This is a genomic window from Pseudomonas sp. 1L-B-1-E-C1 (genome assembly GCF_057291835.1).
In genome coordinates this window covers 1-13,286 of record NZ_JBXAWN010000010.1, presented here as the reverse complement: position 1 = coordinate 13,286, position 13,286 = coordinate 1, and the positions used below count along the sequence as shown (strand labels likewise).

Annotated in this window: 13 protein-coding genes; 9 read left to right on the top strand and 4 right to left on the bottom strand. The window is 59.3% G+C overall.

The annotated features are described in order from the left end of the window. Nucleotides 1-205: 205 nt before the first annotated feature. The 3 genes from AC0Z4S_RS17910 to AC0Z4S_RS17900 all read right to left on the bottom strand — a co-directional run bounded on the left by AC0Z4S_RS17910 (nucleotide 206) and on the right by AC0Z4S_RS17900 (nucleotide 2,759). Nucleotides 206-478 (bottom strand): TfoX/Sxy family protein, encoded by a 273-nt coding sequence (locus AC0Z4S_RS17910; RefSeq protein ID WP_016773175.1) that lies wholly within the window; start codon nucleotides 476-478, stop codon nucleotides 206-208. 288 nt (nucleotides 479-766) lie between these two features. Further along, nucleotides 767-1,111 (bottom strand): pentapeptide repeat-containing protein, encoded by a 345-nt coding sequence (locus AC0Z4S_RS17905; RefSeq protein WP_471880026.1) that lies wholly within the window; start codon nucleotides 1,109-1,111, stop codon nucleotides 767-769. Between the two features lie 91 nt (nucleotides 1,112-1,202). Further along, on the bottom strand, nucleotides 1,203-2,759 hold the full coding sequence (locus AC0Z4S_RS17900) for a bifunctional aminoglycoside phosphotransferase/ATP-binding protein (RefSeq protein ID WP_485623998.1): 1,557 nt from the start codon (nucleotides 2,757-2,759) through the stop codon (nucleotides 1,203-1,205). Nucleotides 2,760-2,875: 116 nt separating this feature from the next. On the opposite strand from AC0Z4S_RS17900, the gene mrcB reads away from it, so the two are divergent. Genes mrcB through AC0Z4S_RS17885 form a run of 3 tightly spaced genes read left to right on the top strand, consistent with a single transcriptional unit; the run spans nucleotide 2,876 to nucleotide 6,301 of the window. Beyond that, entirely contained in the window at nucleotides 2,876-5,200 is a 2,325-nt protein-coding gene (mrcB, locus tag AC0Z4S_RS17895) for a penicillin-binding protein 1B (RefSeq protein WP_485623997.1), read from the top strand. 16 nt (nucleotides 5,201-5,216) lie between these two features. Further along, nucleotides 5,217-5,966, top strand: a complete 750-nt coding sequence (locus tag AC0Z4S_RS17890; protein ID WP_253495927.1) for a tetratricopeptide repeat protein — start codon at nucleotides 5,217-5,219, stop codon at nucleotides 5,964-5,966. Further along, nucleotides 5,966-6,301 carry a YqcC family protein gene (locus AC0Z4S_RS17885; protein WP_064364144.1) on the top strand — a complete coding sequence of 112 codons (336 nt, stop codon included), beginning with the start codon at nucleotides 5,966-5,968 and terminating at the stop codon, nucleotides 6,299-6,301. The genes AC0Z4S_RS17890 and AC0Z4S_RS17885 overlap by 1 nt, the downstream gene beginning before the upstream one ends. A gap of 104 nt (nucleotides 6,302-6,405) precedes the next feature. Here the strand turns inward: AC0Z4S_RS17885 and AC0Z4S_RS17880 are convergent, their stop codons facing one another. Then, nucleotides 6,406-6,822: a DUF4124 domain-containing protein gene (locus AC0Z4S_RS17880; RefSeq protein ID WP_485623995.1), complete on the bottom strand. Its 417-nt coding sequence runs from the start codon at nucleotides 6,820-6,822 to the stop codon at nucleotides 6,406-6,408. 398 nt (nucleotides 6,823-7,220) lie between these two features. Between AC0Z4S_RS17880 and AC0Z4S_RS17875 the strand changes: the two genes are divergently transcribed. The 6 genes from AC0Z4S_RS17875 (at nucleotide 7,221) to msrQ (ending at nucleotide 13,208) form a co-directional block, all read left to right on the top strand. After that, a complete protein-coding gene (locus AC0Z4S_RS17875; protein ID WP_485623993.1) occupies nucleotides 7,221-8,945 on the top strand; it encodes an acetolactate synthase 3 large subunit in 1,725 nt (574 codons plus the stop codon). Between the two features lie 2 nt (nucleotides 8,946-8,947). Next, nucleotides 8,948-9,439: an acetolactate synthase small subunit gene (gene ilvN / locus AC0Z4S_RS17870; RefSeq protein ID WP_003176102.1), complete on the top strand. Its 492-nt coding sequence runs from the start codon at nucleotides 8,948-8,950 to the stop codon at nucleotides 9,437-9,439. Between the two features lie 46 nt (nucleotides 9,440-9,485). After that, on the top strand, nucleotides 9,486-10,502 hold the full coding sequence (ilvC, locus tag AC0Z4S_RS17865) for a ketol-acid reductoisomerase (RefSeq protein WP_003228216.1): 1,017 nt from the start codon (nucleotides 9,486-9,488) through the stop codon (nucleotides 10,500-10,502). A gap of 148 nt (nucleotides 10,503-10,650) precedes the next feature. Beyond that, nucleotides 10,651-11,508 carry a CDP-diacylglycerol--serine O-phosphatidyltransferase gene (gene pssA, locus AC0Z4S_RS17860; protein ID WP_016773182.1) on the top strand — a complete coding sequence of 286 codons (858 nt, stop codon included), beginning with the start codon at nucleotides 10,651-10,653 and terminating at the stop codon, nucleotides 11,506-11,508. A gap of 63 nt (nucleotides 11,509-11,571) precedes the next feature. Next, nucleotides 11,572-12,585, top strand: a complete 1,014-nt coding sequence (gene msrP / locus AC0Z4S_RS17855; protein ID WP_485623992.1) for a protein-methionine-sulfoxide reductase catalytic subunit MsrP — start codon at nucleotides 11,572-11,574, stop codon at nucleotides 12,583-12,585. Continuing rightward, nucleotides 12,585-13,208 carry a protein-methionine-sulfoxide reductase heme-binding subunit MsrQ gene (gene msrQ / locus AC0Z4S_RS17850; protein ID WP_485623991.1) on the top strand — a complete coding sequence of 208 codons (624 nt, stop codon included), beginning with the start codon at nucleotides 12,585-12,587 and terminating at the stop codon, nucleotides 13,206-13,208. The genes msrP and msrQ overlap by 1 nt, the downstream gene beginning before the upstream one ends. Nucleotides 13,209-13,286: the final 78 nt, after the last annotated feature.

Here is a 13,286-nt window from a genome sequence, read left to right as displayed (position 1 = left end):
CTCGCGACCAGTTGTGATAATCATAGCGATTCTCATTACCGAGTCAATCGCTGTTTTTGCAAATCTGTAATTTAGTTTTGCGAGCGGCGGCAAGGCCCCCGCAAACACAGGATGTCGGCGGTCTTCGGATTGCTGTGGGTCATGCTCAAAAACCCACGGCGTTGGTCGATTGTTCCCCCAGTAAATGCATGGCGTCAGCGCCTGTTCAATTCTTATGGCGCGCGGAGATCGCTTCGAGCTGTTTGTTCAGGGCGTCCTTGCGCTCGGCGGGGATGTCGTTCCAGTGCACGTCCATCAACGCGCCCTCGATCGCATACAACAACACCTTCGATGCGCGAAACCCGCGGGTACGCACGGCCCGGTAGGCATCCACCGCACCGAGGCGACGCAAGTCCGAGGCGCTGTGGATGCCCACGGCATGCAGCCATTGCGCCGACGTCTTGCCAAGATTTTTCAGGTGTTGCAGTTCATCATTCATCAAGCCTCCTTGCGACGGCCGAATGGTGCGTGGGCGAGCTTCTCAGGAGTGTAGTCATCAGTAGGAAAAGCGTGGTTGTTTGGTCGGATTCGACGCAAAAGCTTCTAAGAAAGGGGTGTGAAAGACCTGCGAACGCAGAGGGAAGGGGGTAGAAGGTTACCAATGTGGGAGCGAGCCTGCTCGCGAAGACGGTGTGTCAGGCAATAACGATGTCGACTGACACTACGCCTTCGCGAGCAGGCTCGCTCCCACAGGGGAAAGGCGTGGTGTCAGGAAGATCTCCAGACTTCAGCGGGTGCGATACCGCAACCGCGTGCCGAAATTCATCGACATCAGGATCTCGTCAGCACTGAGCTCCGGCGGAAAGTACGCCCCGGAAATCTGCGCATGGGCCAGGCTGGCGCCTTCGAGCGAGGCCTTGCGAAAGTCGATGCCGCGCAGATCGGCGGAGCGGAAGTATGCATCGCGAAAATCCACGCCATCGGCGTTCAGTTCCCGCAGGTCCAGACCACGGAAATCGCCGCCGACCATGTCGATCAGGCCATCCTGTGGACGTTCGTTGTTGAAGCCTGTGACATCATCTTTGTGCAGCAGGGCGTAAAGCGGAGTGTCGAGCAGTTTCGGCTGGCTCATGTCAAATCACCTGTTGGTTTTATGACGCCAGTATAGTGCCACTATTTGACGGCCGTGAAGCGAGCAAGGGCTTCACGGCCGAAATAGTTTTTTACAGACCTGGCAGGCGCTGACGGATTTGCGCGACCACGGTGTCCAGCGTCCCGGATTCATTGGTCTGCACGCGTTTGCTGCGCAGGATTTCTTCCGGCGTCAGCGCTTCGCGGTTGGCCTGCTGCGCTTCGATGACGGCGAGGGTGGCGTCGGACGGATCCTTTTGATCGGCCTGACGCATCGCCAGCCAGCTCTCGATCACCGCTTGCGGGGCATTGCAGTCGAGGATCAGGAATGGCGTGCCGGTGGCTTCGGCAATCTTCGCCGCGTTATCGCGCTGCTCACGCTTGAGATAGGTCGCGTCGATCACCACCGGGAAGCCGGCGTGCAAGATGACCTCGGCGATCTCATGCAGGCGCGCGTAAGTCGCGGCGCTGGCGTCGGCGCTGTAAATGCCGGCCTGCACATCGTTGGCAACGCTCTGCTCACCGAACAGGCGCTTGCGCTCGACATCCGAACGCAGGCGAATCGCGCCCAGCGCTTCGACCAGACGCATGGCCACGTGGCTTTTGCCAACCGCGGAGACGCCGTGGGTGATGGCCATGAAGCGCGAAGGAATGGTGCTGTAGCTTTCCGCCAGGTTGGCGTAGTTGCGGTACTGGCGCAGGGTGGTGGCGCGCTGCACCGCAGTCGCCTCCGCCGGCATGCTGAACAGTGCCACCTTGGCCCGCACCAGAGCGCGGTAGGCTTTATAGAAGTTCAGCACTTCCAGGCCCTGATAGTCGCCGGTCAGTTCCAGGTATTGGCTGATCAGGCGACGGGCCAGCGATTTCAAACCGCGGTCTTCCAGGTCCATCGCGAGGAAGCCGGTATCAGCCCAGACGTCGGTGAAACGGAATGGCTCGTTGAACTCGATGCAGTCGAAGATCACCACGTTGCCGTCGATGACGGTGGCGTTGCCCAAGTGGATGTCGCCGTGGCATTCGCGGGTGAAACCTTGGGCCTTGCGCTGGGCGAACAGCGGCTTGAGGCGTTCGAAGCTGCTTTCGGCCCAGGCTTTCAGTGCCTCGAGTTGCAGCAGGTCGTTCTTGTCGCTGAGGAACGGCAGGATCTGCTCGAAGTTCTGCGAGACTGGCGCCATCACGCTATCCGGTGTGCCGGCGTCGTGCTCGGCCGGGACTTTCGGCGCATTGAGATGGAAATGGGCGATCTGCTCGGCCAAGGCATCGATGTGCTGAGTGGTCAACTCGCCGTTGGCTTGCAGGGTGCTGAGCAAGCCGCTCTGCGGGAACTGGCGCATTTTCAGCACATATTCGATAGCCGGCCCATCGCCGCCCAGTTGCGGTGCTTCGACGCTGCCGGTGACTGGCAACACGTCCAGATACAAATCAGCGGTCAGACGCTGATTCAGGCGCAGCTCTTCCGCGCAGAAATGTGCGCGTGCGTCGAGGCTGGTGAAGTCGAGGAAGCCGAAATTTACTGGCTTCTTCACTTTATAGGCAAAGGGCCCGGTGAGAATCACCCAAGAGATATGGGTTTCGATGACCTGAAACCCTTCGACGGGATGCGGGTAGAGGGCCGGGTTTTGCAGGGCAGCGATCAGGGACTGGCTCACGGGCGATCCTTCAGAGGCGGGGGAATTCGAGGCGGCCATTATGGCTGCTTGCCCGCCTGACGCAAACCTCCGCGCGTGCCTGTTGAGGATCGATAAAGTGCGTATAATCCGCCGCCATGACTCGATCCCGATCCCCCCGTACCAAGAAAAAACCACCAGCCAAGGGCCTTGGTCCATGGTTGAGCTGGGCCATTAAACTCAGCCTGGTCGGCCTGGTAGTGCTGGCCGGCTTCGCCGTTTACCTCGATGCCGTGGTGCAGGAGAAGTTCTCCGGCAAGCGCTGGACCATCCCGGCCAAGGTATACGCGCGCCCGCTCGAGCTGTTCGTCGGACAGAAGCTGAGCAAGGACGATTTCCTCACCGAACTCGATGCCCTCGGCTATCGCCGCGAAGCCGTGAGCAATGGCCCCGGTGCCGCCGCCGTCAGCGGCAATACGGTCGACTTGAACACCCGTGGCTTCCAGTTCTATGAAGGTCTGGAGAAACCGCAGCCGGTGCGCGTGCGTTTCTCCGGCGATTACGTCGCCGAGCTGTCCGCGACCAACGGTTCGAAGCTGTCGGTGGTGCGCCTCGAACCGCTGATGATCGGCGGCATTTACCCGAAAAATCTTGAAGACCGCATCCTGATCAAACTCGATCAGGTGCCGCCGTACCTGCTCGAAACCCTGATCGCCGTCGAAGACCGCGATTTCTATAGCCATTGGGGCGTGTCGCCGAAATCGATCGCGCGCGCGGTGTGGATCAACACCTCCGGCGGCAAGATGACCCAGGGCGGCAGTACGCTGACGCAGCAGTTGGTGAAGAACTTCTACCTGACCAGCGAACGCAGCCTGACCCGCAAGCTCACCGAAGCGATGATGGCGTTGCTTCTCGAACTGCATTACGACAAAAAGGAAATTCTTGAGGCCTACCTCAACGAAGTCTTTGTCGGCCAGGACGGTCAGCGTGCGGTGCACGGTTTCGGTCTGGCCAGCCAGTTCTTCTTCGGCCAGCCATTGTCCGAGCTGAAACTGCATCAGGTGGCGTTGCTGGTCGGCATGGTCAAAGGGCCGTCCTACTACAACCCGCGCCGCAATCCGGAGCGCGCGCTGGAGCGGCGTAATCTGGTGCTCGACGTGTTGGCGCAGCAAGGCGTGGCAACTGCCGAACAGGTCGAAGCAGCGAAGAAAATGCCACTGGGTGTAACCACACGCGGCAAGCTCGCCGACAGCTCGTTCCCGGGTTTTATCGACTTGGTCAAACGTCAGTTGCGCGAAGACTATCGCGACGAAGACTTGACCGAAGAAGGCCTGCGCATCTTCACCAGTTTCGATCCGATCCTGCAGATGAAAGCCGAAGCTTCGGTCAACGACACGTTCAAACGCCTGGCCGGGCGCAAGGGCTCCGATGATGTTGAGGCGGCGATGGTCGTGACCAACCCGGAAACCGGCGAAGTTCAGGCAATGATCGGCAGCCGTCAGGCCAGTTACGCCGGTTTCAACCGTGCACTCGATGCAGTGCGTCCGATTGGCTCGCTGATCAAACCGGCGGTGTACCTCACCGCGCTGGAGAAACCGAGTCAGTACACGCTGACCAGCTGGCTGTCGGACGATCCGCTGTCGGTCAAAGGCGCCAACGGTCAGGTGTGGAAGCCGCAGAACTACGATCGCCGCTCCCACGGCACCGTGTTCCTCTATCAGGGTCTGGCGCATTCCTACAACCTGTCGACCTCGCGTCTGGGCCTGGAAGTCGGCGTGCCGAACGTGCTCAAGACCCTCGGTCGCCTGGGCGTTACCCGTGAATTTCCGGCGTTCCCATCGATGCTGCTGGGTGCCGGCGGCATGACGCCGATCGAAGTGGCAACCATGTATCAGACGCTGGCCAACGGTGGCTTCAATACGCCGATGCGCGGGATTCGCAGCGTGTTGACCGCCGAGGGCGAGCCGCTCAAGCGTTATCCGTTCCAGATCGAGCAGCGTTTCGATCCGGCCTCGATTTACCTGATCCAGAACGCCATGCAGCGGGTGATGCGTGAAGGTACCGGCAGTTCGGTTTATAACGTGCTGCCCAAGACCCTGACACTGGCGGGCAAGACCGGTACCAGTAACGACTCGCGCGACAGCTGGTTTGCCGGTTTCAGTCAGGATCTGCTGGCGGTGGTCTGGCTCGGTCGCGATGACAACGGCAAGACGCCGTTCACCGGGGCGACCGGTGCGTTGCAGGTCTGGACCAGTTTCATGCGCAAGGCCGATCCGCTGCCTCTGGACATGCCGCAGCCGGACAACGTCGTGCAGGCCTGGGTCGATTCACGCACCGGCCAGGGTTCCGATGCCAACTGCCCCGGCGCGGTACAGATGCCGTATATTCGCGGCAGCGAGCCGCCACCCGGCGCCGCGTGCGCAAGCGAAACACCTGCCTCGCCGGAATCGGTGATGGACTGGGTCAAGGGCTGGATGAATTAAGCAAAGAGGGTTTCAAGTGAACAAGTGGTTGATTCCAGCGGTGACCGCCGTGGCTTTGCTCAGCGGCTGCTCCACCGTACAGCGTGGTTCGATTCCCGTGGTGGATTCGGGCACAGCCGTGTCCAACAGTGAGCGCATCGGCGCCAATGGCGGTTTCCGCCAGACCACGGTCAAGCGCCCGGCGCAGGGCCAGACTCAGGCGATTCCGCAAGGCGATACCGGCGTGGTGGTGATGGTGCCGGGCGGCGGTGCTGCGGTGTCGACACCGATCAGCTCTTCGCCGATCGTCCCGGGTCCGGCATCCGGCGGCATCACGGCGGGGCCGTACAACCCTTCGGCGGTTGAATCGGCGCCGGTCAACTCCGGCAGCTACAGCATGCCGTCGACGCCCAGTGGCATTCCTTCGGCCAGCAGTGGCGGTGGCCTGTCGGCGGATGAGCAACTGGACGGCCCGGTACTCGCCTTGCTGACCACAGCGCAACAGCAGCAGGCCGGTGGTGACTTGAACGGTGCCTCTTCGAGTCTGGAGCGGGCGCAACGTGTTGCTCCGCGTGAGCCACAAGTGCTTTACCGTTTGGCGCAGGTGCGCATGGCCCAAGGCGATGCGCCGCAGGCCGAGCAGTTCGCCCGTCGCGCGCTGACCATGGCCAACGGGCGTCCGGATCTGCAAGCCAGCCTGTGGGATATCATCGCCCAGGCACGTGAGAAACAAGGCGATGCCGCCGGCGCTGCTCAGGCCCGTCAGAAGGCCAAGGTTTCCCTGTGATGGACGCGCGCTTCCCGAAAATCGCCGATCATCTGTTGCTGATCGAGCGAGAACTGCGCGCTTTGGGCTGGTGGGATGAGGTCGAGCCGTCGGCCGAGGCCCTGAGCAGTGTCGAGCCGTTTTCGGTCGACACGCTGGACTTCGAGCAGTGGCTGCAATGGATCTTCCTGCCACGCATGAAGATGATCCTCGAGCAGGATCTGCCTTTGCCGAATGCTTCCGGCATTCAGGAAATGGCGGAAATGGTTTTCGCCCAGCGCAATCTTGGCGGCAAGGATCGGCAGTTGCAGGTACTGCTCAAAGAGTTTGACCTGCTGATTACTGCATCCCGCTGAACCCGGTTGTGTAGGAGCTGACGAGTGCAACGAGGCTGCGATCTTTTGATCTTGCTCTTCAAACAAGTCAAAAGATCGCAGCCTTCGGCAGCTCCTACACAGCTCTATGAGCAATTCTCGGCAATCTGCTTCTGCGCTTCAACGATGCGCTCCTGACGCTGCGCATCATCCAGCCTGCGCAAATCCCCCTCGACCTCCTCACGCAAACGCGGATTGTTCTGCAGTTGCGCGAGATTCGTGCGCGCCTGCTCGCAGAACGCCTTGAGTTGCGCCTGCTGCTCGGCGACCTGTTTCTTCACCTTGGTATCAATGGCCTTCTGATCGCCGAGTGCGCCGCCACCGGGCATCGGCGCGGCTTTCGGCGCAGGCGGGGAGGGCGTCTGTACGGTCGTCGACGGTTGGCCCTGCGGCGGCTGTGCATCGAAATGCGTGACGCCCTGAGCATCGACCCATTTGTAGATTTGAGCGGCCGAGCACCATGGGCTGAGGCCGATCAGCAGAGTGAGGAGGAGCGTTCGCATGCTGATTCCTTGGTAAAAATGCGCAATTGACGCTAACAGAGTAGCGCTTTTCAGGTTTTTTCTTGCGTTCTCATGTGCTTACCCACAATTAACCGCACAGACGACTTGACTTGCAGAGGGCGAAACAGAAGAATCCAAAGTCCGCTGTAGAGGGACTGCCAGAAGCAGACCCACTCGGTAGATCATGAGGCGCACATCCGCGCCGACCTGTTACACCCGCAACGCGTTACCTCGCGCTGGGTGGGAAAGGCCCGCAACACTTGGGACGATCCCAATACTTGCTCAGTCAGTGCTGACGTAGTCGGCGACCACCGTCGCTCATGCTCTGCCGAGAAGTAAACCTATTAAGACCCGCCCCTTTTTGTGGACGGTATTCTGGCGTTTTAGAGGTGAACAACGTGGAGCTTTTATCTGGCGGTGAGATGCTCGTCCGCTTTTTGCGTGACGAAGGCGTCAAATATATCTACGGGTACCCGGGTGGTGCTCTCCTGCATGTTTACGATGCCCTGTTCAAAGAACCGGAAGTGACCCACATCCTGGTTCGTCACGAACAAGCGGCGACCCATATGGCTGACGGCTACGCCCGTGCCACCGGTAAAGCCGGCGTGGTACTGGTGACTTCCGGTCCAGGCGCCACAAACGCCATCACCGGTATCGCCACCGCCTATATGGACTCGATTCCGATGGTGATCATTTCCGGTCAGGTGCCAAGCACCATGGTCGGCACCGACGCGTTCCAGGAAACCGACATGATCGGTATCTCCCGGCCGATCGTGAAGCACAGCTTCATGATCAAGCACGCTTCGGAAATCCCGGAAGTCATGAAGAAGGCCTTCTACCTGGCGCAATCCGGTCGTCCGGGTCCGGTCGTGGTCGACATCCCGAAAGACATGACCAACCCGGCCGAGAAGTTCGAATACGTTTTCCCGAAAAAAGCCAAGCTGCGTTCCTACAGCCCGGCCGTTCGCGGTCACTCCGGGCAGATCCGCAAAGCAGCGGAAATGTTGTTGGCAGCCAAGCGCCCAGTGCTGTACTCCGGCGGCGGCGTCATCCTCGGCAACGGCTCCGCGCAACTGACCGAACTGGCGAAGATGCTCAACCTGCCGGTGACCAACACCTTGATGGGCCTGGGTGCATTCCCTGGCACTGACCGTCAGTTCATCGGCATGCTCGGCATGCACGGCAGCTACACCGCGAACCTGGCGATGCACCATGCCGACGTGATCCTCGCGGTCGGCGCACGCTTCGACGATCGGGTGATCAATGGCCCGGCGAAATTCTGCCCGAACGCCAAGATCATCCACATCGACATTGACCCGGCGTCGATCTCCAAGACCATCAAGGCCGATGTGCCGATCGTTGGCCCGGTCGAGAGCGTCCTGACCGAAATGGTCGCGATCCTCAAGGAAATCGGCGAGACCCCGAACAAGGAGTCCGTGGCTAGCTGGTGGAAGCAGGTTGATGAATGGCGCGGCGATCGCGGTCTGTTCCCTTATGAAAAGGGCGACGGCAGCCAGATCAAGCCGCAGACCGTGATCGAAACCCTCTGCGAAGTGACCAAGGGCGACGCCTTTGTGACCTCCGACGTGGGTCAGCACCAGATGTTCGCTGCGCAGTACTACACCTTCAACAAGCCTAACCGCTGGATCAACTCCGGTGGTCTGGGCACGATGGGCTTCGGTCTGCCGGCAGCGATGGGCATCAAACTGAGCTTTCCGGACGACGACGTTGCCTGCGTCACCGGCGAAGGCAGTATCCAGATGAACATCCAGGAGCTGTCGACCTGCCTGCAGTACGGCTTGCCGGTGAAGATCGTCATCCTCAACAACGGTGTGCTGGGCATGGTTCGCCAGTGGCAGGACATGAGCTACGGCAGCCGTCACTCGCACTCCTACATGGAATCGCTGCCCGACTTCATCAAGCTGGCTGAAGCCTATGGTCACGTTGGCGTACGCATCACCGAACCGAAAGATTTGAAGTCGAAGATGGCCGAAGCGTTCGCCATGAAGGATCGCCTGGTGATCATCGATGTTGCGGTGGATACCAGCGAGCACGTCTACCCGATGCAGATCAAAGACGGCTCCATGCGCGATATGTGGCTGAGCAAGACGGAGCGTACTTAATCATGCGGCACATTATTTCCCTGCTTCTGGAAAACGAACCCGGCGCTCTGTCTCGCGTAGTCGGCCTGTTCTCGCAGCGCAACTACAACATCGAAAGCCTGACCGTGGCCCCGACCGAAGACCCGACCCTGTCGCGTCTGACGCTGACCACCGTGGGCCACGATGAAGTGATCGAGCAGATCACCAAAAACCTGAACAAGCTGATCGAAGTGGTCAAGCTGGTGGACCTGTCGGAAAGCGCTCACATCGAGCGCGAACTGATGTTGGTCAAGGTCAAGGCCACTGGCGCCCAGCGCGCCGAGATCAAACGCACCACCGATATCTACCGTGGGCAGATCGTCGATGTCAGCGCCAGCGTCTATACCGTTCAGTTGACCGGTACCAGCGACAAGCTCGACAGCTTCATTCAGTCCATCGGCACCGCATCGATTCTGGAAACCGTCCGCAGCGGCGTGACCGGCATTGCTCGCGGCGACAAAGTACTCAGCATCTAAACCAAATTAGCGCATGGCCTGAACGGCCGGATATAAGGGGAAATTCATGAAAGTTTTCTACGATAAAGACTGCGACCTGTCGATCATCCAGGGCAAGAAAGTTGCCATCATCGGTTACGGCTCCCAGGGTCACGCTCAAGCGTGCAACCTGAAAGACTCCGGTGTCGACGTTACCGTCGGTCTGCGTAAAGGTTCGGCCACCGTTGCCAAAGCCGAAGCTCACGGCCTGAAAGTGACCGACGTGGCTTCCGCTGTTGCCGCTGCCGACCTGGTCATGATCCTGACCCCGGACGAGTTCCAGTCCTCGCTGTACAAGAACGAAATCGAGCCGAACATCAAGAAAGGCGCCACCTTGGCCTTCTCCCACGGCTTCGCGATTCACTACAACCAGGTTGTTCCGCGTGCCGACCTCGACGTGATCATGATCGCGCCGAAAGCTCCGGGCCACACCGTGCGTTCCGAATTCGTCAAGGGCGGCGGTATCCCTGACCTGATCGCGATCTACCAGGACGCCTCGGGCAACGCCAAGAACGTTGCACTGTCCTACGCCGCTGGCGTTGGTGGTGGTCGTACCGGCATCATCGAAACCACCTTTAAGGACGAGACCGAAACCGACCTGTTCGGCGAACAAGCCGTTCTGTGCGGCGGTACCGTTGAACTGGTCAAAGCCGGTTTCGAAACCCTGGTTGAAGCTGGCTACGCGCCGGAAATGGCCTACTTCGAATGCCTGCACGAACTGAAACTGATCGTTGACCTCATGTACGAAGGCGGCATCGCCAACATGAACTACTCGATCTCCAACAACGCCGAGTACGGCGAGTACGTGACCGGTCCGGAAGTGATCAACGCCGAATCCCGTCAGGCCATGCGCAACGCCCTGAAACGTATTCAGGACGGCGAATACGCCAAAATGTTCATCAGCGAAGGCGCAACCGGCTACCCTTCGATGACCGCCAAGCGTCGTAACAACGCCGCTCACGGCATCGAAATCATCGGCGAGCAACTGCGCTCCATGATGCCGTGGATCGGTGCCAACAAGATCGTCGACAAAGCCAAGAACTGAGTCGTCGTCCCTTGTACGAAAAACGCGGCCTAGGCCGCGTTTTTTCGTTTGGGCCGGTGCTTCTGGTATAAAGCTGCATCGTTTGTGGCCGAACTGTCGTCCTCAAGCTTCTGTCGAATTTTCTCCAAACCGTTGCAAGGTAATGTCCATGAGCGAACGTCCCGAAGAGCCGAACAAGGCTTCCGACGCCGAAAGCCTGCTGCCCATCGATGAACACATCGAAGAAGGGCACGACGCTGAAGGTCGCAAAGTCCGGCATCGTGGTATCTATCTGCTGCCGAACCTGTTCACCACTGCCAACCTGTTCGCAGGCTTCTACTCCATCATCAACTCGATGAGCGCCCAGGCCGCCCTGAGTGCCGGCGACTCGGTGAATGCGAGCAAGTACTTCGCTTTCGCTGCGATCGCGATTTTCGTCGCGATGGTGCTGGACGGCCTCGATGGCCGCGTGGCGCGCATGACCAATACGCAAAGTGCCTTCGGCGCCGAGTACGACTCGCTGTCGGACATGGTCGCATTCGGTGTCGCGCCGGCATTGCTGGCCTTCGGTTGGGCATTGGGCGACATGGGCAAGGTTGGCTGGATGGTCGCCTTCATCTATGTAGCGGGCGCAGCGTTGCGTCTGGCGCGTTTCAACACTCAGGTCGGTACGGCCGACAAACGCTACTTCATCGGCCTGGCCAGCCCGGCGGCGGCAGGTGTAGTGGCCGGCATTGTCTGGGCGTTCAGCGATTACGGCATCCAGGGTTCGAAGATGTCGTTCCTGGTCGCGCTGATGGTTGCGGCCGCCGGCATGCTGATGGTCAGCAACATCAAGTACAACAGCTTCAAGGAACTGGATCTGAAAGGTCGCGTGCCGTTCGTGGCAATCCTGGCGGTGGTGTTGGTATTCGCCGTTGTGTTCAGTGATCCGCCACGCATTCTGCTGTTGGTGTTCCTCGCCTATGCGGCGTCCGGCCCGGTGCAATATCTGTTGCGTCTTCGTCGCCACAAAAACGCCGAGTGATGTAATTTCCCGCATACTCCGCAGTCTATGGGTGCACCTGTCCTCCAAAGCTGCGGAGTTGTCATGTTGATCAAGATCCCCAAAGCATCCGACTGCCATGAGTCGGATGTCACGCCTGAAGCCATTTATCTTTCCCGTCGCCAATTGCTCGGCGCCACAGCTGCCGGTATTGCCGTGAGCACCTTGCCGCGCTGGGCCAGTGCCGCTGATGCCCCTCGCTACTCTGATGTCGAAGCCGGCAAGGCGCCGGCCTGGTTTGCCGAAAAGCTTCCTTCTACTCAATGGGGGGCGGTCAGCGTCAAGGACGAGGCAATCACGCCTTATAAAGACGCCACGCACTACAACAACTTTTATGAGTTCGGTACTGGCAAGGGCGATCCGGCCTCGAATGCTGGCGACCTCAAAACCGAACCCTGGAGCGTGGTGATAGACGGGGAGGTGGGCAAGCCAGGGCGCTATGCGCTGGAAGACTTCATGAAACCGTATCAACTGGAGGAGCGTATCTACCGTCTGCGCTGCGTCGAGGCGTGGTCGATGGTCATTCCCTGGATCGGCTTTCCGATCTCGGCGTTGCTCAAACAGGTCGAGCCGACCTCCAAAGCCAAGTACATCCGCTTCGAAACCCTGCAGGATCCGAAGAGCATGCCCGGCCAGCGCTCCGGTTTTGCCTTGATCGACTGGCCGTATGTCGAAGGCTTGCGTCTGGACGAGGCGATGAATCCTTTGGCGATCCTGGCAGTGGGCATGTACGGCCGCGAACTGCCGAATCAGAATGGTGCGCCGTTGCGGTTGGTGGTGCCATGGAAGTATGGCTTCAAGAGTGTGAAATCCATTGTGCGCATCAGTCTGGTCAGCGAACAACCGAAGACCACCTGGCAGAGCATTGCTGCTGACGAGTATGGCTTCTACGCGAATGTGAACCCTACGGTCGACCATCCGCGATGGACCCAGGCCCGCGAGCGGCGCTTGCCGAACAGCCTGTTCAAACCGAATGTGCGCGATACGCAGATGTTCAATGGATACTCGGATGAAGTCGCTTCTTTATATACAGGGCTCGATCTGCGGAAGAACTACTGATGCGCTATCCGTTCTGGCGAGTGGGCGTTTTCATTGCTGCAGCGATCTGGCCATTGCTGTGGTTCTATCAGGCGTTCGCCGATCTGCTCGGGCCTGATCCGGGTAAGGTGCTGGTTGATCGTCTCGGACTCGGCACGCTGGTATTGCTGTTGATTACTCTGAGCATGACGCCGCTGCAGAAGCTGAGCGGCTGGGCGGGCTGGATTGCGGTGCGCCGGCAGTTGGGGCTTTGGTGTTTTGCTTATGTGACGCTGCATCTATTCAGCTATATGGCATTTATCCTCGGGTTCGACTGGTCCCAGTTGGGTGTTGAGCTACGCAAGCGGCCGTACATTATTGTCGGTGCGCTGGGTTTTCTCGGATTGCTCATATTGGCGGTGACGTCTAACCGTTACAGTCAGCGTCGTTTGGGTGCTCGCTGGAAGAAGCTGCATCGTCTGGTTTACGTGATCCTGGGGCTGGGTTTGCTGCACATGCTGTGGATCGTGCGGGCTGATCTGGAGGAGTGGACTATTTATGCCTTTATAGGCGCAGTGCTTTTGCTGCTTCGTCTGCCGCCGGTGATGAGGCGAATCCCGCGTTTATTGGGCAAAAAGCAGAATCTGCAAGAAAAGCGAAATTAACGGTTGACGGCAGATTCCAGAGGTCTATAATTCGCCCCACTTCCGGCGCAGTCGAAACGGAAAACTCCTTGAGGTTCA